This window comes from Indolivaga alginatilytica (genome assembly GCF_003201355.1).
Taxonomy (GTDB): Bacteria; Bacteroidota; Bacteroidia; order Bacteroidales; family Dysgonomonadaceae; genus Dysgonomonas_A; species Dysgonomonas_A alginatilytica.
In genome coordinates this window covers 15,283-41,938 of the sequence record NZ_QICL01000002.1, presented here as the reverse complement: position 1 = coordinate 41,938, position 26,656 = coordinate 15,283, and the positions used below count along the sequence as shown (strand labels likewise).

19 protein-coding genes are annotated in these 26,656 nt (G+C 37.8%); 9 read left to right on the top strand and 10 right to left on the bottom strand.

The genetic code is table 11. The features are described 5' to 3' along the window. The first annotated feature begins 224 nt into the window (after positions 1-224). The 5 genes from CLV62_RS02885 to mutL all read left to right on the top strand — a co-directional run bounded on the left by CLV62_RS02885 (position 225) and on the right by mutL (position 8,372). Positions 225-2,198, top strand: a complete 1,974-nt coding sequence (locus tag CLV62_RS02885; protein ID WP_110309294.1) for a peptidylprolyl isomerase — start codon at positions 225-227, stop codon at positions 2,196-2,198. Between the two features lie 103 nt (positions 2,199-2,301). Continuing rightward, complete coding sequence (locus CLV62_RS02880; RefSeq protein WP_110309293.1) at positions 2,302-3,144, top strand: peptidyl-prolyl cis-trans isomerase; 843 nt, start codon at positions 2,302-2,304, stop codon at positions 3,142-3,144. Positions 3,145-3,248: 104 nt separating this feature from the next. Next, positions 3,249-4,619, top strand: a complete 1,371-nt coding sequence (locus CLV62_RS02875; protein ID WP_110309292.1) for a peptidylprolyl isomerase — start codon at positions 3,249-3,251, stop codon at positions 4,617-4,619. A 211-nt stretch (positions 4,620-4,830) separates the two neighbouring features. After that, positions 4,831-6,483: an OstA-like protein gene (locus CLV62_RS02870; protein ID WP_245903979.1), complete on the top strand. Its 1,653-nt coding sequence runs from the start codon at positions 4,831-4,833 to the stop codon at positions 6,481-6,483. A 44-nt stretch (positions 6,484-6,527) separates the two neighbouring features. Then, positions 6,528-8,372 (top strand): DNA mismatch repair endonuclease MutL, encoded by a 1,845-nt coding sequence (gene mutL / locus CLV62_RS02865; RefSeq protein WP_110309291.1) that lies wholly within the window; start codon positions 6,528-6,530, stop codon positions 8,370-8,372. 85 nt (positions 8,373-8,457) lie between these two features. Here the strand turns inward: mutL and CLV62_RS02860 are convergent, their stop codons facing one another. The 10 genes from CLV62_RS02860 to CLV62_RS02815 form a co-directional block, all read right to left on the bottom strand. Next, positions 8,458-9,063: a cysteine hydrolase family protein gene (locus tag CLV62_RS02860; RefSeq protein ID WP_221409210.1), complete on the bottom strand. Its 606-nt coding sequence runs from the start codon at positions 9,061-9,063 to the stop codon at positions 8,458-8,460. 94 nt (positions 9,064-9,157) lie between these two features. Continuing rightward, positions 9,158-10,318: a nicotinate phosphoribosyltransferase gene (gene pncB / locus CLV62_RS02855; RefSeq protein WP_110309289.1), complete on the bottom strand. Its 1,161-nt coding sequence runs from the start codon at positions 10,316-10,318 to the stop codon at positions 9,158-9,160. Positions 10,319-10,449: 131 nt separating this feature from the next. Then, the gene (gene rlmD, locus CLV62_RS02850) at positions 10,450-11,859 is read right to left on the bottom strand and encodes a 23S rRNA (uracil(1939)-C(5))-methyltransferase RlmD (protein WP_110309288.1); all 1,410 of its coding nucleotides are present in this window, start codon (positions 11,857-11,859) and stop codon (positions 10,450-10,452) included. A 184-nt stretch (positions 11,860-12,043) separates the two neighbouring features. Beyond that, positions 12,044-12,640, bottom strand: a complete 597-nt coding sequence (locus tag CLV62_RS02845) for a hypothetical protein (RefSeq protein WP_110309287.1) — start codon at positions 12,638-12,640, stop codon at positions 12,044-12,046. A 10-nt stretch (positions 12,641-12,650) separates the two neighbouring features. Beyond that, a complete protein-coding gene (locus tag CLV62_RS02840) occupies positions 12,651-13,139 on the bottom strand; it encodes an RNA polymerase sigma factor (protein ID WP_110309489.1) in 489 nt (162 codons plus the stop codon). Positions 13,140-13,266: 127 nt separating this feature from the next. Beyond that, on the bottom strand, positions 13,267-14,697 hold the full coding sequence (locus CLV62_RS02835; RefSeq protein ID WP_110309286.1) for a POT-type proton-dependent oligopeptide transporter: 1,431 nt from the start codon (positions 14,695-14,697) through the stop codon (positions 13,267-13,269). Positions 14,698-14,822: 125 nt separating this feature from the next. Beyond that, positions 14,823-15,539: a porin family protein gene (locus tag CLV62_RS02830; protein WP_110309285.1), complete on the bottom strand. Its 717-nt coding sequence runs from the start codon at positions 15,537-15,539 to the stop codon at positions 14,823-14,825. Beyond that, positions 15,536-16,708 (bottom strand): ABC transporter substrate-binding protein, encoded by a 1,173-nt coding sequence (locus CLV62_RS02825; protein WP_110309284.1) that lies wholly within the window; start codon positions 16,706-16,708, stop codon positions 15,536-15,538. Before CLV62_RS02825 ends, CLV62_RS02830 begins: the two co-directional genes overlap by 4 nt. Continuing rightward, a complete protein-coding gene (locus CLV62_RS02820; RefSeq protein ID WP_110309283.1) occupies positions 16,705-18,501 on the bottom strand; it encodes an amino acid ABC transporter substrate-binding protein in 1,797 nt (598 codons plus the stop codon). Before CLV62_RS02820 ends, CLV62_RS02825 begins: the two co-directional genes overlap by 4 nt. A 174-nt stretch (positions 18,502-18,675) precedes the next feature. Then, positions 18,676-19,410 carry a lysophospholipid acyltransferase family protein gene (locus CLV62_RS02815; protein WP_110309282.1) on the bottom strand — a complete coding sequence of 245 codons (735 nt, stop codon included), beginning with the start codon at positions 19,408-19,410 and terminating at the stop codon, positions 18,676-18,678. 344 nt (positions 19,411-19,754) lie between these two features. Here CLV62_RS02815 and CLV62_RS02810 point away from each other — a divergent pair, with 344 nt between their 5' ends. The 4 genes from CLV62_RS02810 (at position 19,755) to CLV62_RS02795 (ending at position 26,571) form a co-directional block, all read left to right on the top strand. Next, positions 19,755-20,552: a LicD family protein gene (locus CLV62_RS02810; RefSeq protein ID WP_245903977.1), complete on the top strand. Its 798-nt coding sequence runs from the start codon at positions 19,755-19,757 to the stop codon at positions 20,550-20,552. Positions 20,553-20,834: 282 nt separating this feature from the next. Further along, positions 20,835-22,013: an efflux RND transporter periplasmic adaptor subunit gene (locus tag CLV62_RS02805; RefSeq protein WP_110309281.1), complete on the top strand. Its 1,179-nt coding sequence runs from the start codon at positions 20,835-20,837 to the stop codon at positions 22,011-22,013. Beyond that, the gene (locus tag CLV62_RS02800; RefSeq protein WP_110309280.1) at positions 22,010-25,138 is read left to right on the top strand and encodes an efflux RND transporter permease subunit; all 3,129 of its coding nucleotides are present in this window, start codon (positions 22,010-22,012) and stop codon (positions 25,136-25,138) included. Before CLV62_RS02805 ends, CLV62_RS02800 begins: the two co-directional genes overlap by 4 nt. 47 nt (positions 25,139-25,185) lie before the next feature. Further along, positions 25,186-26,571: an efflux transporter outer membrane subunit gene (locus CLV62_RS02795; protein ID WP_110309279.1), complete on the top strand. Its 1,386-nt coding sequence runs from the start codon at positions 25,186-25,188 to the stop codon at positions 26,569-26,571. The last annotated feature ends 85 nt before the right edge of the window (positions 26,572-26,656 follow it).

Sequence of the window (26,656 nt, the reverse complement as noted above, 5' to 3'; positions counted from 1 at the left end):
AGGTCTGAGACCTTAAAAGAGATTGTTCGATTTGTTAAATATTAAGATTCATTCTGATAGCTTATATCTTAATACTGAAAAGATTTCGGAAAATCTTAATATCTTTGCAGTCAGATAAAACCGCCGGAGTCTTTATAAATACTTATCGACCTGTTTTGCGAGTTTTTCTTTTAAAGAACAAGCTTGTTACCCGTAACTATTTATTTGTTATCTGACCTAATTTTATGAATATAATTAAATTCGCTTCCGTACTTCTTGTCTCTTTGGCTTTTCATACAGCTTACGGACAATCAGCCGATCCGGTATTGATGCGAATCAATGGAGAGCAAGTCACTCTATCTGATTTTCAGTATGCTTATAATAAAACAGGCAATAGCAACTCAACGAAAGATCAAACAGTCGATCAGTTTTTAGAATCGTTTATTAACTTCAAGCTTAAGATAGAAGAAGCCAAATATTTGCAACTAAATCAAGAGGCCTCATTCAAAGAAGAGTATTCCAGATATCTAGATCAGACTGAAAAGCTATACACAACAGATACCGTATCCGATCATATTATTGCCCGTAAAATCTATGACAGATTAGGTGAAAATATTCAGATAAGCCAGTTATTTATTGCCTTTCCAAAGGGAGATATCTTACCAAAAGATACTCTTGAAGCATATAATAAGATTGTATCAATAAGAGAATCAACAGCTAATGGAGGTTCTAATAAATTTGAAGACTTGGTTCTCGAATTTTCCAATGACAGCGTAAGCAGAAACTCTAGCATACCGGGATATCTTGGATGGAAAACGGCTTTGATGCTCCGAAAAGATATAGAAGAAGCTATGTACGCTACAGCGATCAACTCTATATCACAACCGATAAGAACGAATGAGGGATATTACCTCATAAAAGTATTCAATAAGAGAAAAGATCCAGGGCAAATAAATCTGGCACATATCTTTTTACCTTATCCATATGCCGATTCGGATATAAATCAGAAAGACAGTGTTCGCAGTTTGGCGCAGGAGATATATACAAAGTTAACGATGGGAGCTAGTTTTGCTCAGGCAGTTTCAATCTACTCTGCGGACGAACAGACTTCTCCTCGCGGAGGTGTTCTCGGATGGTTCGGAGTGGGCAACCCTCTACCCACAGTTTTCGAGTCGACTCTTTATAGCCTCAATATTGGGGAAGTGTCACCACCTATGGAAATGGACTATGGCTTTCATATTTTTAAAATTCTCGATAAAGTATATCAGTTACCTTGGGAAGATATGAAAGGTGAAATCCTGAAAGCGATCACCCAAAGCGATAGAAATGAATTGATAAAGAATTTACAGAGAGAAAGGTTATCTCAAAATTACCCTTATACATTGAATTCTCTTGTATATAATCAACTCGAATCTATAGCCAACACATATCATGTTACAGATTCTGTCTATTTTGAGAAAGTAGCCTATCTGGATAATCAAGTCTTATTATCCATTGAAAAACAAAACTATAAAGTTCTCGATTTTATAGACTTTTTGGTTGAAAATCCTCAGACTAATTTTAATTTATCAACAGATATTCTATCGCATAAAGTCAATGATTTTATTTTGGAGAAACAGCAGGAAGTTCAGAAATTAACTCTAGCCGAAAAACACCCCGAATTTCGCCACCTCATTCAAGAATACTACGAAGGAATTTTGTTATTTAATGTAATGAATCAGCAGGTATGGGAGAAAGCACAGAATGACACTCAAATGTTACAGCAGTTATTCGACAAAGATCCACTGAAATATAAATGGGAATCGCCCAAGTATAAAGGATATGTTATTCATGCAAAAGACAAGACAACCATCATAAAAGCGAAAGAGTTAATCAAAGAATATGGTAATTCACCCGATTTAGCTCAGATTTTATCGAAAAATCTAAACACCAATACCGCACCTTCCGTTCATATAGAAAAAGGCTTGTGGGGAAAAGGGGAGAACGGATTTATCGACAGGTCTGTTTTTAAGACAAAAAACGACAGAGAAATTATAGGATACCCCGAATTCATAATAGAAGGAAAACTAATAAGTGCTCCCGAAACTTTAGATGATGCAAGAGGGCAAGTTATTGCAGATTACCAATCCATTATAGAAACAGAATGGATAAAGAATCTCCGTAACAAATATAAAGTAGAGATTAACCGGGATGTGCTTCAAAGCATGGTAAATCAGTAATCGGCCATTCAGTAAGTGAGAATTTTATTATACCATAAAAAACGGACAAATGCTTAAACAGAGAAGAAAATCAGTGATATACATAATACTGATAACATCAATCATGATATCAGTATTTGCAGCCTGTTCCTCTAAAACAGAGGCTAATCCGGATAAAGCAAACAATCCGATTGTTTCGGTCAATCAGAAAACATTATACCGGGCTGATATAGATGCTGCTATCCCCGAAGGGCTGAGTGCTGCGGACAGTACTACAGCCGCAGATACCTATATCAAGATGTGGATTAATGATGAATTGATTTACGAGAAAGCAAAACAAAATGTAACCGATCAGGATAGAATAAACGAACTTGTTGAAAACTACCGTCAATCGCTTACTGTATTTACCTATCTCGAGCAATTACTTAAAGAAGAGTTATCCAAGAAAATATCGGAAAGCGAATTAAAGGATTACTACGACAAACATCCTGAGAGCTTCGAATTGGAATCGAGCCTTGTTAAAGGCTTGTTCTTAAAAATACCCCGTTCATCCAATGAAGTGAATAACTTTAGACAATGGTACCAATCAAAAGCCGAAACAGCTAAAGAAAAAATCGAAAAAGCTTCATTCCAAAATGCAGTTATCTATGATTATTTCTACGATCGTTGGGTTAATTTTGACGATATAGCCACCAATATTCCAACTCCGATAGCAAATGTAGATCAGTTTGTAAAAACAAATAAGAACTTTGAGACACAAGATTCTTTATACGTTTATCTTCTGCATATCGAAGAATACGCCCTATCGGGAACAACCGCTCCTTATGAGTATGCAAAACCGCAAATAACCGACATCTTGATAAATAAACATAGGGAAACTTTCTTAAAACAAATCGAAACCGATTTATATAAGAAGGCAACAGATGCCGATGAGATAAAATACTATCAGAAAAAGGAGAATAACTAGAAGAAATAGTAGGCTGATAAAGGCTTATAACTTCTTTTAATATATTCCAAATATAACTTCGACCTATTATTGCTATATTTACGCCTCTTTTAATAATATACAGGATGACCGTTTTAAAGAAAGCATTACTTTTTTTCAGCTTAATAAGCTCTATTTCATTTAATTTGAAAGCCCAAGACAATGTTATTGATCAGGTAGTTTGGGTAATTGGAGACGAGGCACTACTCAAATCCGATATCGAAGGAGTAAAATTGCAAATGCAACTTGAAAAAGAGCATTTCGAAGGTGACCCTTATTGCATAATTCCCGAACAGTTAGCTGTTCAAAAATTATTTCTGCATCAAGCCAAATTAGACAGTATTGAAATCGGCGCAAGCGAAGTTTCAAGAATGGTAGAGAGAGAAGTAAACAGACGAATTGCCATTGTCGGATCACAGGAAAAACTGGAAGAGTATTCGCACAAAACAATGAGTGAATTACGTGAAGAGTTGAGAGAACCGATGCGTGATAACCAGATCATCCAAGAAGTTAAGCAAAAAATAGTTGGTAATATAAAACTGACTCCCTCCGAGATCAGAAACTATTATACGGAACTATCACAAGACAGTTTGCCATTTATACCTACTACAGTACAAGTGGAGATTATTACGATGCTACCCTCAATACCTGTTGCTGAAATAGACGCCGTTAAAAATCGTTTAAGAGAATTTACCGACAGGATCAATAAAAAAGAATCGAGCTTCTCAACATTAGCTTTACTATATTCCGAAGACGTAGAATCTGCAAAAAGAGGTGGAGAGCTCGGTTTTATGGGACGTGCACAACTTGTGCCTGAATATGCCAATGCCGCATTTATGCTGAATGACCCTCAGAAAGTATCGAATATTGTAGAATCTGAATACGGTTTTCACATTATACAGCTTATAGATAAAAGAGGCGACCGGATAAATACACGCCATATACTACTGAGTCCTAAAGTGCCTGCTGAAGAATTAAAAAAGACTACTGCTCGTATGGACTCACTTCTGACAGATCTTCAAGCTAAGAAATTTACTTTCGAGGAAGCTGCTACACATATTTCAGCCGACAAAGACTCACGCAACAACAAGGGTCTTATGGTAAATAAAAACGAATACAGCAATTACGGAGGAACATCTCACTTCGAAATGCAGGATTTACCCGTTCAGGTATCTAAAGTCGTTGATAAAATGGCAGTAGGAGAGATGTCTAAACCTTTTACAATGCTCAATAATAATGGAAAAGAAGTTGTTGCAATTGTGAGATTAAAAGGAAGAATTGACGCTCACAAAGCCAACCTTGCGGATGACTATCAGGTAATGAAATCTATTGTTGAAGGTAAAAAGAGAGATGATGTTCTTAAAAAATGGGTACAAGATAAAATTAAGACAACTTATATAAAAATTAATGATGATTGGAAAAACTGTGACTTCCAATATTCAGGTTGGATTAAATAAATCGGTACCGCAACTTATTACTCTCGAGTAACAGACATCCTGAGATTTATTTTGTAGGACTTAAACAATTTACATCTTTGCTATATAGAAATTAAGTAAATGAAGGTATTCAATGATATACTTCACAATTGTAACAGGCTACTGTTGTTATACTTCACAAAGTAATAAAAAAGGTCTGCGACCTTAACTTCTGATAGCAAGCACAAAGAAGATGAACAACGATATAAAGAATTCTCCAAGAAACAGGCGCAAAATGCACATAGCAGCTATTTTGTGCCTGCTTGTTCTATATACCTCGGCTCAGGCTTGGGTACAACAACAGAAGCCTCAACATCCTATAACCCCTCAAACCGCTGCATCGGCAGCTAATAAAAAAGTTATCCAATTGATTCAGGCCGAAACCCTGAATAAAAGAATAGGTTTTGATCCTCAGATCTTGATAGACAATGTAGTTATGTATCATGATGGAGCATTTATGTATTGCGATAGTGCCTATCTGGATGAAGCCACCAATCAATTTGAAGCATTCGGAACTGTGCGTGTCGAACAGGGAGATACTCTCTTTCTATACGGTAGCTATCTGCAATACGACGGAAATACCCAATTATTACGGGTAAGAAATAATGTACGTCTGGTAAACAGAGATGTAACACTATTCACCGACAGTCTCGATTACGACAGACTAAACAATATAGGCTATTACTTTGACGGAGGTATGCTCGTAGATTCTCTAAATGAGCTGACATCCTATTGGGGACAATACGAACCATCGAAACAGCTTGCACTATTCAGAGACAGTGTGAAACTTACCAACCCTAAATTTGTAATGTTCACCGATACTTTGCTATATAACACAAACAACAAGGTCGCCACAATATTAGGCCCTACACGAATAGAATCGGATAGTGCAACCATATACTCAACCAGAGGTTGGTATGATACCACTAACGAACTTTCGTTACTATTGGATCAATCACGAATTATCAATAAAGAGGGAAACAGAATATTGATAGGAGATTCTATATCCTACCATAAGAAGGATGGCTATGGAGAGGTATTCGGGAATATGTTCCTCCAAGATACGATCAAAAAAATAATACTCACTGGAAATTACGGCTACTATAACGAGATTACCAATTATGCAATGGCAACCGACTCTGCCCGAGCCATTGAATATTCTCAGCCTGACAGTTTGTTTCTTCATGCCGATACGCTAAAGCTTATTACCGATTCGATATACCGTGAAATAAAGGGATATTATAATGTACGTTTTTATCGTACTGACTTACAAGGAGTATGCGACTCACTGCTATTTAAAACAAAAGATTCGATTCTTTACATGTATAAGAATCCTGTTTTATGGAATGAAAACAATCAGATATTGGGAGACTCAATAAGTATATTTTTCAATGACAGTACAATCGACAGGGCACACATAAGACCAAATGCTTTCTCCATAGAACAGAAGGATTCCTTACACTTCAATCAGTTGAAAGGGCGGAGCCTGAAAGCATTCTTCGAAGGTAAGCAGATCAGGCACATTCTGGTAGAAGGAAATGCTGAATCGATATTCTACCCCGAAGAGGAAGACAAATCGATGATGGGCATGAATCAGACTGAGAGTAGTTATCTGTCTATTGACTTTAAAGATAAGAAGATAGAAAAGCTCAAACTCTGGCCTAAGGCTACAGGAAAGATGATTCCTCTCTCAGACTTAAAACCGGATATGGGCAGGTTACCCGACTTTGAATGGCTCGATTATTTACGCCCCCTTGATAGAGACGATGTATTCAGAAAAGTGAAGCGAAAAGGCGGTTTTGATCCAAGCAAGCCACGATCGAATGTGTCCGCTGAGCCTCAATAAAGCCGGACATAAACAGTAATTAAGCAAACTCAACGACTAAAGCAATGAATGATATTATACATTTACTTCCCGATTCGATAGCTAACCAGATAGCTGCCGGTGAAGTTGTACAACGCCCTGCATCTATAGTCAAAGAGCTTCTCGAAAATTCGATTGATGCAGGAGCAACGAGCATCCAACTTATTATAAAAGACGCAGGACGTACACTTATACAGGTCATCGACAATGGTAAGGGAATGTCAAACACCGATGCACGCTTAGCTTTCGAACGGCATGCGACTTCTAAGATTCGTACAGCTGAAGATTTATTCGCATTACGAACCATGGGATTTCGTGGAGAGGCTCTGCCTTCTATTGCTGCTGTAGCACACGTAGAATTAAAAACAAAACGTAAAGAAGACCAGGTAGGAACACATCTGGTTATTGCAGGATCGACAGTTGAGAAACAAGAAGAAATAGTTTGTGCAGATGGCAGCAACTTTGCTATCAAGAATATCTTTTTCAATGTTCCCGCACGTCGTAAGTTCTTAAAATCAAACGAAACCGAACGTAAAAATATACTTACCGAACTCGAAAGGGTTGCCATGGTAAACTCCGAGATTGAATTCTCTTTTATAGAAAACGATATTGAGGTGATTAAATATCCTGCATCTAACCTCAAGCAGCGTATTATCAATGTGATTGGTAAGAACTTCAATCAACAATTGATATCGATTGAAATAGAAACCACTATTGCAAAAATATATGGTTTTGTAGGTAAGCCCGAATCGGCTCGCAAAGCACGTGCCCAACAATACTTCTTTGTGAATGGCAGATATATGCGTCATCCCTATTTTGCAAAAGCTATAACATCAGCGTTTGCACCACTAATACCCGTTGGCGAAAATCCTAACTTCTTTATTTACATAGAAGTCAGCCCTGACACTATTGATGTAAATATACACCCAACCAAAACAGAGATTAAGTTCGAAAACGAGCAACCCATCTGGCAGATACTAGCAGCCACTGTTAAAGAAGCATTAGGCAAATTCAACGAGGTCCCGACTATTGACTTCGATACGCTGGATGCTATCGATATACCGATACATACCCCGGGAGTCACCAATGCTGCACGACCACAGGTTAACGTAAACCCTGCCTACAATCCTTTTAAATCGGCCTCATCAGGTGGTAGCAGCCAAGGAGGAGGAAATAGCTATCAACGCCCTAATTTCGATTGGGAAAGTTTGTACAAAGGTTTTGAGACGGATACTAATATTGACAGTTCGGAAGCAGGAGAAGTGATCGAAATAAGATCATCAGAATCTGATCTGTTTGAAGAAAGTTTAAACTCCCTACATTACCAATACAAAAACAGATATATACTCACTTCTGTTAAGTCGGGATTGATGATGATAGATCAGCGTAAGGCTCACGTACGCATACTCTTTGATCAGTTTCTACAAAATATAAAACTAAAAAGAGGTATCTCACAACGAACCCTATTTCCTGAAATAGTAGAATTTTCAGCTTCGGAAGCTGCCATGATTCCTTATTTATTAGATGATATAGAAGCAGTAGGTTTCGACCTCAGTAATTTAGGAAATAATGCTTATGCTATAAACGGTGTTCCTTCCGAAATAGACAAAGTTAATTCTGTGGAATTAATTCATAATATGGTTACCAAGAGTATTGAAACCGGTAGTGATGTAAAAGACGAAATACAAGAAGCTTTGGCATTATCACTGGCGTATGCTGCCGCAATACCATACGGACATCGATTAACCAATGACGAGACTAGCGATATCGTAAACCGTTTATTGGCTTCACCATCCCACAAGTATACACCTGATGGCAAGCTTATTATTTCAATCTTTGATGATTCAGAGATTGATAGAAGATTTAAATAGTAAGTTATTATATATAAAAGAGAAGCGACTACTTTCTAGCTGAAAGTAGTCGCTTTTTATTTTTTACCGGCTTAAATTCCCTATATTATTTAGCTGCTACATCATAATCTTTTGCATTCACCACCGTAGCATAGAAATAGTTTAATGCTGCAAGAAATGCATTATGTACGTTCTCACCACTAACAGGTTTTCCATTAATTTCTAAGTTAGGAGCCGCACAGGCGTCACCTATAACTGTACAATTGTAGCCAAAATCTTTAGCTGCACGGGTAGTTGCATCCACACACATACTTGTCATCATTCCGCAAATAACAAGGTCGGATATACCTTTTGACTTCAAATAATCCGACAGTTCTGTCTCTCTAAAACTATTCGGATAATGCTTCACAATTATTTTCTCACTTTCTAGCGGGGCAACTTCCGAATGAATTTCGACCCCTTTTGTACCCGGCACAAAAAATATGGAACCCGGACGATCGGATACATGTTGTATATGTATAACAGGAAGCCCCTCTTTTCTGAATTGTTCTAAAACTAACTTGGCATTTAAAACAGCTTCCTCACTGCCGACAAGAGGCATATTTCCACCTGTAAAGTAGTCATTCTGAATATCAATTATAACTAATGCTTTTTGTTGTGCGTTCATTGTTAATGAGAAAATTAGTAATACGATAAAACTTATTGTTTTCATTCTGAGTAAATATAGTATTTAATGATATAATTACAGCCATAACTAACAGACTATAGTTGTTATACTTGTCAAAGCAACAAAAAAGGCTGCGACCTTAGTCTATACCGAGTGTTAGTTTACAGATTTCGATTTCTCGCTCATTTCCCGTATTCTTACCCATTACATCCGAAAGCTTCACAGCTTGAAGAAACTCACCCTTCGGATTAGCCTTTATTGCTGACAACTTAATCACAATATTCAAAGGTTTCACACCTACATCATTCGTAAAGTAAGTCCCGATTCCATACGTATCGTGTACACGATTACCTACAAAATCCTTTATACGTTTTACTTCTCCAAGATTCAACGAATCACTGTAAACTATTGTTTTTGATGCAGGATCAATACGGTTTTCTTTATAGAACTGAATCGCTTTTTCAGTAAACTCAATAACATCACCGCTATCACAACGCACTCCGTCAAACAGTTTTGCTTGTTTCAGACTGAATGACTTGAAAAAAGAATCCGTTGTATAAGTATCTGTCAATGTAATACCCAGACTTCCTTGAAATACCTCCACCCAAGCTTCGAGAGCTTTAATATTGGCTGCACGGTATCCAAATAAAGCACCATGATACATAAACCATTCATGCGGCATAGTCCCGATAGGAGTGGTATTGTGTTTCATTGCCAGATACACATTACTTGTACCTTTGAAATGATCGCCTGAGCTCTCACGAAGAGTACCTACTACTTCGTCATGTACATCGAATGAAAAACGGCGGCGAGTACCGAAGTCTGAATAATCGGCTTCCATTTCAACCAGAGCTTTCGCCTTTTGTAATGTCTTTTCCTTTACTCCTTGAGGCGATTCTCCAACCATTATAAAATACAGTTCGGAGATTATTGCCATAAGAGGTACTTCCCAAAGCACTGTACGATACCAATGACCTTCTATCGACACCTTAAGATCACCTCCTTCTTGTGTTATCTGAACTTCTTCGGGATTATATTGATAGCCTTCAAGAAAATCTATAAATGCAGGATCGAAGAAATAACAACGTCTTTCTATATATTTCTTTTCCTCTTTGCTCATTTTCAACTGAGTCATAGCTTCCACTTCTTGTTTAAGACGTTCAGCAAAGCCTTCTGGAAATTCGGTATGACCTCTGTTTATGAATTCATATCTTACATACGAACGCGGATATAGCTTTTGTATGGCAAGCATTACAGAAAACTTATATAGATCGTTGTCCGTAAAATGTTTTATAATCATAATCGGTTGTGTTCGGGGCCTAAGACCTCTTTATTACTTTAGAAGATGTAACTGCCATTATTTCTAAATAATGGCAGTTACACTCATATAAACTTACTTCTTAACTAAATAACACCGAAAACACGAAATTGTTATTTCTTAATCAATAAAACTACATTCTCAACATGATGTGTATGAGGAAACATATCCACCGGTTGAACCTTCTCCACCTTATATTTAGCATCAAGCAGGTTTAAATCTCTTGCTTGTGTGGCAGGATTACAACTCACATAAACCACTTTCTCGGGCTCGGCAAATAATATTGCTTCAATTACATTGTCATGCATTCCTGCACGGGGAGGATCGGTTATAATAACATCTGGCTTACCGTGTTCATTGATAAAATCCTGAGTTAAGATATCCTTCATATCACCTGCATAAAACAAGGTGTTTTCTATTTTATTATTCTGAGAATTGAACTTTGCATCCTCAATAGCATCTTCCACATATTCTATACCTACTACCTTACGGGCATTACGAGCCACGAAATTGGCAATGGTTCCTGTCCCTGTATATAGATCATATACCAGTTCGTCACCTGTCAATCCGGCAAAGTCACGGGTTATCTTATATAAGTTATAAGCTTGTTCGCTATTGGTCTGATAGAATGATTTAGGTCCTATCTTAAATTTAAGACCTTCCATTTCTTCATATATATAGTCATTACCTTTCCAAGTCAAGACCTCTTGATCAGTTATCGTATCATTGGCTTTCTGATTGATGATATATAATAAAGACGTAATCTGAGGGAATTTTTCGGCAATAGCATTTAATACATCCTCGTGCTTTTCTTTGTCGTCATCATAGAATACCACAATCACCATTAATTCTCCTGTACTGGATGTGCGAATGATTAAGGTACGCATCAATCCCCCCCTGTTTCTCAAGTCGAAGAATGTATATTCCTTTTTATAGCAATAATCACGGATGAAATTTCGAAGCTGATTCGACACATCATCCTGCAGCCAACATTTATTGATTTCCAATACCTTATCAAAACAACCGGGAATATGGAAACCAAGTGCATTCATATTATCGAATGTTTCACCCGATTTCACCTGATCCCATGTCAACCATTTTTTATTCGAGAAGGTATATTCCAGCTTATTTCTATAAAATGTAGTCTTTTCAGATCCTAAGATCGGCTTTATTTCGGGTAAATCTATTTTACCGATACGAGTCAGATTATCCTCTACTTGCTTATGCTTATATCTTAATTGTTCCTCATAAGGTAAGATTTGCCATTTGCAACCGCCACAAACCCCGAAGTGTTCACAGAAAGCATCGACACGTGTATCTGAATACTTCTCGAAGCGAACAGGTTTACCTTCGGCATAATTCTTTTTCTTACGGCTTAATTGCAGGTCAACAATATCACCGGGAACTACGAAAGGGATAAACACGATCATATTATCGATCTTTGCAATAGCCTTACCTTCGGCTGCAATATCTACTATTTCGACCGAAGGGTATATCGGTTGTGGTTTTCTATCTTTTCTCATTTCTATTCAGGTCGCAGACCTCTTTATTATTTTTGTAGTTGACATTAACAAGCCTTTCTCAATAAACAATATAGCAACAGACTGTTATCTTGTATATACTTGTGCTGCAAAAGTAATATAAAAAATTAAGCCCATAAATCAATATCGATTCAATGGGCTGATTATTCTGAAAAATAAACGATTATTATTCGTCCAATTCCTTTAGCTCATCCAAACTTTTCAAAATCGAATTGATATTCTTATCGTATAGCGTCTTATATTGGTAGTATGTGAATAATGTTACTAAAATAAACACACATGTCAAAAACACCCATGAAAATAGATTCAAACTAAGTTGAGCATATAAATAAGTACAAAGCCCCCCCAGAAGAGGGATGGAGAACCACGTTATTAGTTTTTCCCGTTTTATCCAGATATTGTACCTGTTAACAATACGTATATTATCGCTAACTACAGCAGAAAAATCTATTTTCATCAAATTATATATCTTAAATGCCTGCCATACAAAACTTAAAAGGCAGAGAAAAAACATAGAAACCAAAAAGAGAGGCCCTATTGTTTTATCTTTGATTTGGAATCGGTCATCATATATAAATAGTATAAAAGGGGCAATCGCAAGAACCACAAACGCTCCTATCGTTTCATAGCGCAAAATCTTACTTAGCGATTTATTACTTTTAGTTTCCAACATCTCTTTTACAATACGAGTATTCAATGATTCGTTTTGCTTTAATCTTTCATCTAAAGCAGCCCACGTATTTTTCAGTTCATCCAGTTCCATAATTTAAATGTTAGTTATTCGACATTTGTTTTAGTTTCTCTTTGGCACGTTTTAGTTTTGTGCCTACATTACTTAACGTAAGCCCCGTAATATCGGCAATCTCCTGATAGGACTTCTCTTCGAGATAAAGCAGAACGATAGCACGCTCCAAAGTTTTTAACTGATGTATCAGCCGGTACATTTCTTTTATACTTTCGCCCATATCATCGGGCTGAATCAAAGATTCGTGTAACATCGCTATGGGAACTCTCTGCGGCTGACGTACGACTTTGCGAATACCCGAGATGCAGGTGTTTAAAGCTATCCTGTATATCCATGTAGAAACGGTGCACTCATTTCTGAATTTAGGAAATGCTCTCCATAAGTTGCACACGACTTCCTGATAAAGGTCTTCCATCGGATAATCGTCAGAAATATAAAAGGAACATACTTTATAAATGACTCTCTCATGTTGCCGAATCATTTCTATAAAAATTTTCTCCGCTTCACTCTCGTTCATTCTCTGCTTTTCTCTATTAGTCGCATATTTTCTTAAGAAATGACAAATCTCTGCTTTTTTATCGAAAAAAAGTCCCCAAGTAAAAACTTGAGGACTTCTCATATATTAATTATCAATACCGAATGTATTATGCTATTTCAGCTTTCTTAGCGTCCATTTTCCGAGTTATCTTTCCATAAATAACGAGGGCAATAGCCGAAACCAATCCTATTCCGAAGAAAAACACCCAGATATAGTGTGCATTCTCAGTAGCCGCAGCATATGCTTCGGGGGTTGAGAATCCTTTTGGATCGGGACAATATTTTTGTAAAAGAAATCCTGAAATACCAAATGCAAGCAACGAAGATACAAATGAATGCAAGTGGCTAAAGCCAAGGTAAAGCCCTTCTTCACCCTTAGGAGCTTGAAGAGAAAAATATTCCAGGAAACGAGGAGATATAAAACATTCAGCCAATGCTTGGAATGCAATACCCACAATCATCATAAAAGTTACAGGATGAATAGTACCGAAAAGCAAATCATTACCCATCAGAGAACCTCCTGCCATGATACATGCCGATATTGGGATAATAAACATACCAACAGTCATAGAAGCCAAAGCCGAACGTTTTTGCATCACGGTTGTCACTAAGTTAACAAGAAGAAATACAACCAGTGGGTTTACGTTTGCGATCCATCCGGGAGATGCTTCTTGACCTACCAAACGAATAACGTATTTAGGCATAGTAGCATACATCTGTTGTTGTACCATCCAGAAACCACTTACAATTAAGATAAGAGCAATTAGGCGTCCATTCTTACAAACTTTCACCAAAGCTTTAAATATATCCGAGAAGGTTTTTCCTTGTCCTGAAACATTAGACGATTGATAGAAGAAATAAACCGCCACTAAAGCAAGCAACGTCATAGAAGCAGAGAAATAATTCAGATATACTAAACCTAAGTCTCCCAAACTTTTACGAAGTGGATCTACCACAGTTTTTCCTGTGAAAGCTCCAATGTTTACCATCATATAGAATATAGCAAATCCGCGTGCACGCGTGCTTTCAGTGGTTTCACGCGCTACCGTTCCCGATATTACAGATTTGATAAAAGCTCCACCGATAACAATCAATAAAAGGATGGGAACAATAGACCAACGTTGAGAGCTATCCAGAAGCCCTGTAAATTCGGTATCATGCCCGAAAGTAACAAGTCCCCTCTCCTGAAAAAACGAAGAGAACATTCCCTCTCCCGTTCCAGCTCCATAACTAACCAGCCCTGCATTTTCGAACATAGTCGGGAATATACCCAAACCGAAGTATCCGATCGTAAGAAGTGCAAAGGCTATAATAATAGATGTTCTGAAACCTATTTTATCTGCATATGCACCGACAAAAGTAGGCAGAAGATAAAGTAATGCGGAAAATGTACCTGAGATCAATCCCGATTCGACATCAGAGAAACCCCATACATTGGATAAATAAATAGTAAGAACGATAAAGACGGCATAATATGCCAGCCTTTCCAATAATTCGACGGAATTGGCAACCCAAAAGGCTTTAGAGAATTTAGTCATAATAGTCTAGAGTCTGTTTTTATATTTAAGAATAGTGATATATTTAAGGTCTCAAACCTTTTTTATTGCTTTAGTAAGTAAACAAAATTGCCGGCTATCATTAGTTATCAGCAGTTCATAAAGCCTTAAAATGGTTTTATATAGTAAGTTATAGCAGCAGACATAACTCTATTAGCAGATCTTGAGAACGGATCTGTTTTATGGCTACTATAGATATCGGAAAAACCCATATAATAACGCCCTTCTATCGCGAAATTACCGGCACTTGTACGAAGTTCGAAACCCATTCCGGCAACTAAGCCGTAATCGAATTTATTTTGAACCTTCAAACTATATTGGGCAGATACTTTAGAGGTTACGCTTGACTCTCCGGTCTGGTCAGATATAATAGGATTTTCCCCATAATCGGAAAGTAACAAGTCTTTTATTTTTTGTTCTCCTACCAGAAAACTAATCTGAGGTCCTAGATTTATAAAAACACGTCCTTTCCTTCCAAAATAAATATGAGTAAGAAAAGGTATTTGAAGATAGGCTAATTTTTGTATGTACTTTGATTCTGTCTCTTCTGTAAATTTTTGCTCATACCCCTGAAGACTGTAATTCAATTCTGCGATAAACCCCAATCGATTTTCTGTAATATATCGGGCTGACAGCCCGCCTTTGTATTGTTGAATCATTTTAGTACCCAAATGATCTGCGGGATCTGTAGTTACAAAGCTCATTGTTGAGAATGTAGGTCCAAAATTCACCCCGAAATTCCATTCGGGAACAAATTTATCTTGGGAATATCCTTTGATGCAAGCCAAAGCAAGCAGCAAAACAGCTAAGGTTCTTTTTATCATTTGCCGTATTCTATTTTATCGACACTACCATCAGTCTTATAATGAACTATATAAAACCCATTATTCATATATCCGCTTGTCGGATTTACTTTACTGAAGGAAATTGGTGTTTGCAAAGTCAATACTGATATTGAATTTATATTAGATTCGAAATTTTTGCCATATTTAAATAATCCTGTCAGGAAATATATACCCGTATCATAACCTAAAGCTCCGTATTTAGGATAAGTATTAATCAAAGACTTATCATTATACCACATCTTATAATTCGAGATAAATTGCTTAGTCTTGTAGTTATCATCCGACATATAGAATGGAGTATATATATATGTATCGTTTTTATAAAAACTGGTAAAAAACTGAGGATAAGTTTGCCACTCAGGATGCCCGAACAGAGACAAGGCAATATTAGGCTGTTCTTCTCTGATTGATCCCAAGACAGGTAACAGCGCCTCTAATAACTGAGCTGAACCCGAAGCGGCAATTATTACATTCTTTCGATTCATATCTAATGCCGACATCAAGTTAGTTGCCAAGTTCTCATTCACGGCAACACTATGGGCAAGCATTCCTCTTTGATTTAATTGTCCATTCAGCGTTGTAACAAACTCTTTTTTGCTATTATTCCCACTCTCTATTACATAGATAATATTATCATTACCAAATAGATTGGCTAGAATTCGGGCAGTATTATCATACAATATCTCAGAAGGGGCATTCAACTGAAATACCTCTGTATTTTTTTGTGCTTCGTTCGTTTTAGTAGGAAAAGGTATTGCATATTTTATCCCTTCTTGCTTCGCAAAATTAGAAAGGACATCTACCTGATCAGGGGAAAAACCGCCTATAATGAGATCCAGATCCCTCATCTCAGACGTTTCCAGCAGGCTCTCCAATTTTTCCGTTCCTGTTTCAGAACCCATATCGAAAATATATACATTGGCAGAAAAACCTTTGGACTTCATTTCTTCCAATGCCAATAAAAAGCCTTCGTAATATTCTATAAAACGAGCACTTTTCCCCTCCGATTTAGTTATGAAAGGAAGCACAACCCCTACTTTAATTGCATCTATATCTTGTAGATTCCATTCGGGAACAGATTCAGATTGGGAATATCCTTTGATGCAAGCCAAAGCAAGCAGCAAAACAGCTAAGGTTCTTTTTATCATTTGCCGTATTCTATTTTATCGACACTACCATTCGATTTATAATGAACTATATAAAATCCGTTATTCATATACCCGCCTGCAGCATTTACTTTATTAAAAGAAATTGGAGTTTGCAAAGCCGGTACTGATATTGAATTTACACTGGATTCGAAGTTCTTTCCGTGTTTGAATAATCCCGTGAGAAAATAAATACCCGTATCATAGCCTAATGCTCCGTATTTAGGATAAGTATTAATCAAAGACTTATTATTATACCATTTCTTATAATTTGAGATAAATTGTTTGGTCTTATAATCATCATCCGACATATAAAATGGCGTATATATATAGGTGTCGTTCTTGTAAAGGTCAGTAAAGAACTGAGGATAGGTTTGCCATTCAGTATGTCCGAATAGAGACATATTGAGATTAGGTTGTTTCTCTCTGAGAGAACTTAAAACAGGTAACAAAGTTTGTAATAACTGTGCAGAACCCGAAGCGGCAACGATAACATTCCTACGATTTGCATCCAATGCCAATGCCAGATTAGCTGACAAGTGTTGGTTTGCAGCCACACTGGTGGCACGCATCCCTTTTTGGCTCAATTGGGCATTCAATGCTGTTACAAATTCTTTCTTATCATTATTTCCGCTTTCGGTAATATAGATAACATTGGCATTGCCAAACAGATTGGCTAAAGTTCTGGTTGTATTATTATATAATACTTCATGAGGTGCATTTAATTGAAACACCTCTGTATTTTTTTGAGTCTCATTCGTTTTAGTCGGAAAAGGTATGGCATATTTTATCCCTTGCTTCTTAGCAAAGTTAGAAAGTACATCTATTTGATCAGAAGAAAAACCTCCGATAATAAGATCCAGATCTTTCATTTCGGACGTTTCCAATAAGCTTTTCAACTTGGTTGTTCCTGTTTCAGAACCCATGTCGAAAACATATACATTAGCCGAAAGACCTTTTACTTTCATTTCTTCCAATGCCAATAAAAAACCTTCGTAGTATTCAATAAAACGTGCGCTCTTTCCTTGTGATTTATTGATGAAAGGAAGCACAACTCCCACTTTGATTGCATCTATATCCCGTAATGTACTTACAGGTGTTTGCCCATTCTGATAAGAGGAATTACTACTCTGAGGCTGAAGCGAAGGAATAAGAATAGTCATGCCTTGCTTTAATCCATTCTTTAAAACAGGGTTGAAGTCTGTCAGAGCTTCGGGTGTAGTATTATATTGTCTGGCAATACCATAAAGGGTTTCTTTGGGTGCTACCTGATGTTCTATGAAACGGCTCTTTGCCTGAGCAACGGGTTGAGCAACATTATTTGAAGGACGAGTTGCGGGAAGTGATGGTATTAGTAATGATTGCCCCTCATGTAAAGGCTTTAATTTTAATTCGGGATTAGCATTTACAAGATCATCCACTTTCAGACCAACTTGCTTAGCTATTGAGTATAATGTCTCTTTAGATTTTACAACATAAGACCGCCCGTTTGAATTTACTGCCTGATTTACAGGGGGATTAATTACAGGTATTTTAATCTGTTCGTCTAATTTCAAGCCCTTCTCAGCCTTTGGATTTAATGCATAAATATCACTAACCGAAATATTATATAAGCGAGCTATCGAGTAGGCTGTTTCTCCTTTTGCAACTGTATGTATTGTATACTTACCATTACCTTGCAAAATTTCGGTTTTGAGAGCCGATACAGATGCTCCTTCTGCCGCAGACAAAGAAAGAGTGGTTGCTAAAACAAGATAACAACCTGCAAGTATGGATTTAACGTATTTAAAATTCATTTAAGTGTGTATTTATTATTCTAAACAAAGGTATAAAAATTAGTCGTATTTTTCATAAATAAGGCCTTAGACCTTTTTATTGCTTTAGTAAGCATAACAGCAATAGTCTGTTATAATTCGAAAGTATATCATTAAATGCTTTCATTTACTTAATACCGTTTGTTCCTCAAAACTCTATTTGTATTTATCCCAGAGTTCCGATTCTATGATTTTATGAGTTCGGTTCATCAAATCGGGAATATCAAGCTCGGTAAGCCCTTCGGTCGGGATAGGATCATGAACTATTATTTCCATTTTTTTGCCCAAATTCATTGCTCTCGAATGTATTTTCAATATATCAAAAGGTCCATTCAAAGTAACCGGAACAATAGGCAGCTGCATTTGAGTAGCGATTATGTATGCTCCTTTTTTAAACTTCCCCATTTTCCCGGTATAAGTTCGTTGCCCTTCGGGAAAAATAGCCATTGAAACTCCTTTTTCCAGTTCTCTTTCTGCCTTATGTATAGTCTGTGACAACGCCCGTGTATTCGAGCTGTCAACAAAAACATGCCCTGCAATTTCGGATGCTTTGCCTACAAATGGTATTTTACGTAATTCATGCTTCTGTACCCATTTAATATTATGACCCAGATAGCCATAGGTAAGAAAAATATCAAACGCCCCTTGATGGTTCGCAACAAAAATATAAGACTGATCGGGATCTAATTTATCGTTCTGCCTAACTGTAATTTTACATAAAGCAGCTCTGCAAACTATTTTAGACCAATATTCGGGAGGAGTATACCCCCAGAATTTACGGTTTCCGATTGAACAACCCAGCATCACAAGAATTGCCGTAACAATGCTGGTCACAACAAGAACAGGAATAAAAATAAGCCATTGATACAAGAAAGAAAGAACACCCTTCATCTTATTCTACTATAAGTAATGTGAAACATTTATTGCCATGTTTTATAATTATAACTGTCTTTGGTTATCACTTCCAACTAAGCAATAAAAAGGTCTTAAGCCTTAATTTTAAGGTTCAGATAAACAAAAATACATTTTTTTGCTCTCTTCTGAAACAAATGCTTCACTTTAAGATAACAGTGTCCTCCTGTTACCCTTCATAAAAGGCAAGAAAAAAGCTTCTAAAGCAGTAAAATAAAGTTACAAATTAAATAATGAAGAACATTATTCTGTCTTTTATTACAACATGCCTTCCTTTCTTAATAGCTTAAATGATTACATTTGTCTACTCGATGTTAATAGATATGGAAGAAGATTTAAGAGAATATAACCCTGAAGGTTCGGACTTGAGAAAATTACAACTCAAAATGTTTGAAATACTCCAAGTAGTAACCTCAATTGCCGACAAACACAGCATCCCCTATTGGTTAAGCGGAGGCACTCTGTTAGGTGCTGCACGGCACGGTGGCTTTATCCCTTGGGACGATGATATTGACATAGAACTCCTTCTCCCCGACTACAGAAAATTACTAAGAATCCTAGAAAAAGAACTTCCCTCGGATTTCTATTTACAGACGCCTAAAGACAAAGGCTATCGTCTGTTATTTTCAAAGGTAAGAGACAAACATTCTGTTGTTGCTGAAGAAGATGATATACTGGATAATTACTCAGAAAAAGGAATATACATAGATATATTTCCGGAAGAGAGAAGCTATAAACCTCTAAAAAACATAGTCGACTTTTTTTATGGAAGATCATACCGCCGACTCAAACGAGGAAACCCATTTCATTCAATAAACTATTTTTACGAGTATACATTATCACTCTTTATGTACCCTATCGGCATTCTATTGATTTGGTTTGCCAGAGGATTATGCTCTATTACACGTCCCGAGAATATTTTACATAGCTATGGAATTGGCAATACTACCAATCATCATGCTAGTTATATGTTTCCTCTGAGTACAATTGAGTTTGAAGGGAAAATATTCTCAGCTCCGGGGAGTACCGATGCTTATCTCAAAAAACAGTATGGCGATTATATGAAGATTCCTCCCAAAGATAAAAGAGCTACTCATTTTTTGAAAGTGAGTTATAAATAAAAAAGCTTTTGATTACCCTAAAACTATAATCAACTATAGTTAATCTACTTACCAAAACTACAAAGAGATCAAAACGTTCTCATAATACTAATATCACTTAAATTTAACGAACAATACACAACAAGAGTGTGTTCAAGTTTAGTATTTTGATTCGGATTACTAATTTTACATTCCTCTATAGGATGAAACATGTCCCGAACCACAATACTATTTATGTTGAGTGCCGTTTTTTTTCGGCTCCTTACCTGAATATGTTTCGCTTTATGTAATTAATGTCTATTTATGAAAAATATCAAACCTATCCTTTTTGTCATTTCTCTATGTATCTTGCTATTGGGTGCATGCAAAAAGAATGAAACACAGCCTCCTGTTGTAGAAGTAGAAAATGTGAAAGTTGATAATATCCAGATTTTCGGAGATTATGTCGGTCTCATCAAAGCTGCCCGTAATGTGGAAATACGTGCACGGGTAGAAGGCTTTCTTGAAAGAATGACATTTGTGGAAGGAAAAAAGGTAGCTGCCGGCGAACCTCTTTTTTACATCAATACGGCAACCTACGAAGCCAGAGTAGAAAAAGCAAAAGCCCAACTAAAGAAAGATGAAGCTATGGCTGCCAAATCGAAAAGAGACGTAGAAAGGTTACGCCCGCTATATATGCAGAATGCAGCCAGTCAACTCGACTTGGATAATGCAGAAGCAGCTCTGGACGTGGCAAATGCCAGTGTATTGATGAGCAAAGCCGATTTAGCACAAGCCGAACTTCAATTGAGCTATACAATAGTAAGATCGCCCTTATCAGGCTATATAAGCGAACGTTATGTAGACATAGGTACTCTAGTGGGAACATCAGGTACTTCGCTGCTGGCAACAGTAGTTCAAAGAGATACAGTCTTGGTGGATTTCAAATTGACATCATTAGACTATCTGAGAAGCCAACGCCGCAATGTGCACTTGGGAGAACAAGATTCCACCCGGTCGTGGCAACCGACAGTAGAGGTAACATTGGCTGATAATACCGTTTACAGCAAAAAGGGAATTGTAGATTTTGCCGCACCTCAGGTAGATCCCAAAACGGGAACATTCGGAGTACGTGCTGTTCTGCCAAATCCAAATCAAGTACTTCTTCCCGGACAATTTACACGGGTAAAACTATTACTTGATGTATTGGACAATGTAATGGTAGTACCTCGCAAGGCAATATCAATAGAAAAAGGAGGTGCATTTATATTCGTAATTCGCCCCGACAGTATTGCCGAAAAACGTTTTGTAGAAACCGGACCTGAACAGAATAACAAAATTGTAATCACAAGAGGACTATCTACCACAGAAAAGATTGTAGTAGAAGGTTTTCAAAAGCTCACTCATGGAGAGAAGGTTATACCCAGAACTCTTGACGAGCAAAAGAAAATAGACACACAGGTAAGACTAGATCAAAATAACCAAAAGGAGGAAAACAAATGAAAGCCGGATTTTTTATAGACAGACCCGTACTTTCGACCGTACTTTCTTTGCTTATCGTTATTGTCGGAATTATCGGGTTGGCACTTCTACCTATCGAGCAATATCCGCAGATAACACCTCCGGTAGTTAAAATCAGTGCATCCTATCCCGGAGCAAGCGCAACCACCGTTTCTCAGGCAGTGGCAACACCCATAGAGCAGGAGTTGAACGGTACTCCCGGTATGATTTACATGGAGTCGAGCAGTTCTAATTCGGGAGGGCTGTCCATTACAGTAACTTTTGATGTAAGTACCAATGTCGATTTAGCTGCGGTTGAAATACAAAACAGGGTGAAACTTGCAGAATCCCGTCTGCCTGCCGAAGTGCTTCAGAATGGGATTTCAGTAGAAAAACAAGCAGCCAGCCAATTACTCACGATAGCATTGGCTTCGAACGACCCTAAGTTTGACGAAATATATCTGAGCAACTATGCAACCATAAACGTTCTGGATGTTATCAGACGTATTCCCGGAGTAGGTAGGGTTTCCAATGTCGGCAGCCGTTATTACGGTATGCAAATATGGGTGTATCCCGATAAAATGGCAAGCTTCGGACTCACAGTAAAAGACTTACAGAACGCTTTAAAAGATCAGAATAGAGAATCGGCTGCGGGTGAACTCGGTAAGCAACCTATAATAGATGTAGATGTAGCAATGCCCATCACTGCACGTGGACGTTTATCGACCGTAAGCGAATTTGAAGACATTGTAGTAAGAGCAAGTGGCGACGGGTCATTTATCCGTATGCGAGATGTGGCACGCGTGTCATTAGAAGCCTCGTCTTACAGTACCGAAAGTGGATTGAACGGAAAGAGTGCAACCATCCTCAGTATATATATGCTACCGGGTGCTAATGCTATGGAAGTAGCCAATCAGGTAAAATCTACGATGGTGGATCTTAAGAAAGATTTCCCCGAGGGTATCGACTATCTGATCCCTTTCGATATGACAAAATATATTTCTGAATCCATCCACGAAGTATATAAAACACTTTTCGAAGCTTTATTTTTAGTGATACTTGTGGTTTTCTTATCGCTACAAAACTGGCGCGCATCTATCATTCCTATTGTAGCCGTTCCGATATCTCTGGTCGGAACATTTGGATTTATGCTTATGATGGGATTCTCCCTCAACATGCTTACTCTATTGGGACTGGTTCTCGCTATTGGTATAGTCGTTGATGACGCCATAGTCGTTGTTGAGAATGTCGAGCGGATTATGGAAGAAAAAGGAATCAGCGCAAGAGAGGCAACCCATATCGCCATGCAGGAACTGGTTGGTGCATTGGTTGCAACAGCTCTTGTATTGGCAGCCGTATTTGTTCCCGTAAGTTTTCTTGATGGTATTACAGGCTCGCTTTATCGGCAATTCTCGGTAACAATAGTCGTCTCGGTAATTATATCGGCAATAGTAGCCCTTACCCTGAGCCCTGCGATGTGTGCCATTATATTAAAACCATCTCATAAAAAAAAGAATGTCGTATTCCGAAAGATCAATACATGGTTAGCCGCAGGAAATTCTAAATACGGAACTCTTCTGGTAAAAGTAATTAATAATCCACGCCGAATTATGGCAGGATTCGGAATGGTACTCATCCTTATATTTGTATTTAATAAAATAACACCTACAAGTTTTATCCCTCAGGAAGACCAAGGCTACTTTACAGTAGAACTCGAGATGCCCGAAGGCACAACTCTCGAACGTATGCGTACTGTTACCGAGAGAGCCATAAACTATCTGGATCATCACGATGCTGTAGATTATGTGCAAAACGTAACGGGATCGAGTCCTCGTGTAGGAACTAACCAAGGACGTGCTACTTTGACCGTTATCCTTAAATCGTGGGAGGAACGAAGCGAAGGTGTTAATGATGTAATAAGAGATGTACAAAAAGAATTCTATAATTACCCCGAAGCACGGGCATTTGTAAGCAGCCCGCCAGCCATACCCGGATTGGGAGGCGCAGGAGGTGTGGAAATGAAACTACAAGCACGGTCGGATGCTACTTGGGACGACCTTGTTGCAGCCAGCGATACATTTGTATATTATGCCTCTAAAGCCAAAGGTATTGCCAACGTATCATCCTCTTTGCAATCTGAAATACCTCAACTGTACTTTCATGTAGACCGGGATCAGGCCATGTTACTGGGAGTACCCATGTCTGATATTTTTTCTACGATGAAAGCCTATCTTGGGTCGGTTTACGTGAACGACTTCAATATGTTTAACCGTATCTACAAAGTATATATTCAAGCCGATCAATCGTTCAGAGCAACAGCAGACGATATAAATCTCTTTTTTGTAAAGACAGAGAATGGTTCTATGGTTCCTCTTACGGCATTGGGTAAAACAAGCTATACAACAGGTCCCGGTAATATCAGCCGATTCAATATGTATACATCGTCATCTATGCAGATAACACCTGCACAAGGTTACAGCTCGGGACAAACGATGGAAACAATAGAACAAATAGTTAAAGAGAAACTACCCGAAAATATAGGTCTTGCGTGGAGCGGATTATCATTCCAAGAACAAAAAGCGACAGGACAAACTGGTATTGTTTTAGGATTGGTATTCTTATTTGTATTCCTCTTCCTAGCCGCTCAGTATGAAAGTTGGACAGTTCCTATCGCTGTATTGCTATCCATGCCTATCGCCTTGCTTGGTGCATTCTTAGGAATTACCGCCTTAAGGCTTGATAATGATATTTATTTTCAGGTTGGTTTAGTTACTCTGATAGGATTAGCTGCTAAAAATGCGATCTTAATCGTTGAGTTCGCAAAAATACAGGTAGACCAAGGTATGCAACCCGTATTTGCAGCCATACAAGGTGCAAAATTACGTTTCCGACCTATTTTGATGACATCATTTGCATTTATACTTGGTATGCTTCCTATGGTAATGGCTTCGGGACCCGGTTCTGCGAGCAGGCATTCAATAGGCACAGGTGTGTTCTTTGGTATGATAGTAGCAAGTACACTTGGTATTGTAATGGTTCCTTTCTTCTTTGTGATGGTATATAAAGCAAAAGAGAAGTTCAAGTTACCCGACATAAAATATCCCAAGATATTTAAACGAAAAAAATAATCAATAAATATCATAAGTACTTATTGATAACCTTTAAACGAAGATAAATGAGCAAACTCAAATATATATGTAGTGTATTAGTCCTCTGTAATGTTATATTCTTCTCTTGTAAGATAGGAAGTAAATATCAACGCCCCGTGATGGACGGCATGCCACATTCTTTTGAAGCCAAAGGACTGGAGGAAGGAGAAGCTGCCGACATAGGATGGAGTACATTATACAAAGATTCTGTTTTACAAAACATGATCACAAAAGCCCTTGATCATAACAGAGATGTACTTATTGCAACCGCCCGCATCAATGAAATGATTGCCAACAAACGCATTTCATTTGCAAATATATTTCCCGAAATAGGCATTGATGGAGTCGCACAAAAGGAACATCTCAACTATGGAGGAAATAATCCAAAATATACTCCCGAAATACATACTAACTTAACTTTTGGTTGGGAGGTAGATATATGGGGAAAACTCCGATGGGCAAACGATGCTGCAATAGCTTCATATATGCAATCGGTAGAAGCCCAGCAAGCATTACGCCTCACCATCATTGCCGAAGTGGCACAAAGTTATTTTAAACTGCGAGCTTTAGATCGCGAATTGGAGATAGTGAAACAAACACTGGAAGCTCTTCAAGAAAGTGCACATTTTGCCAAATTGAGGCATGAGGGAGGTTTGACCTCTGAGATGCCTTACCGTCAAAGTTTGGTAGAGGTGGCACGTACCGAACCTCTTATACCAAGCTTGGAAAATGAAATAAAACTAATGGAGAATAACATGTCTGTTCTTTTGGGTGAGTTTCCGTCGGGCATTCCACGCAGTAACACTGACATAAGCACCCATTCCATATTACCGGGTCTACCGGTAGATGTTCCCTCTTCGTTGTTGGAACGTCGTCCGGATGTAATACAGGCCGAACAGAAATTAATAGAAGCCAATGCCAAAGTAGGTGTAGCCTTAACAAGTATTCTCCCGTCACTGAATCTTACGGGTCGGTTAGGTGCTGAAAATTCGGAGTTGACAGACTTCCTTAAAAGTCCGGCATGGTTTATAGGCAGCTCCCTTGCAGGACCAATATTCAATATGGGAAAGAATAAAGCCATCCATCAGGCAGCTAAAGCTGCTTACCAACAGGAAGTATACAGCTACGAGAAAACAATTCTAAGTGTATTTATGGAAGTAAACAATGCCATTAATACTTATCAGAAAACGCAAGAAGTACGCAAATCGCGAGAAACATTATATAGCTCTGTACGCTCTTATCAAAAACTCGCCCGACTACAATATGTAAACGGCATCGTAAGTTATATGGATGTATTGGATGCTCAACGCCAGTTGTTTGATGCTGAGATTACCCTCAACAATGCTATTTTGGATGAACTTACGTCAACCGTACAATTATATAAAGCTCTGGGAGGCGGACTCGTTAAGTAAAGAACAGGGCAATTATTCATAAATTACATATATATCTTTTCGTTTTTAATAGATAAAACAGGGCTATTTCGGCAACAATTCCTAT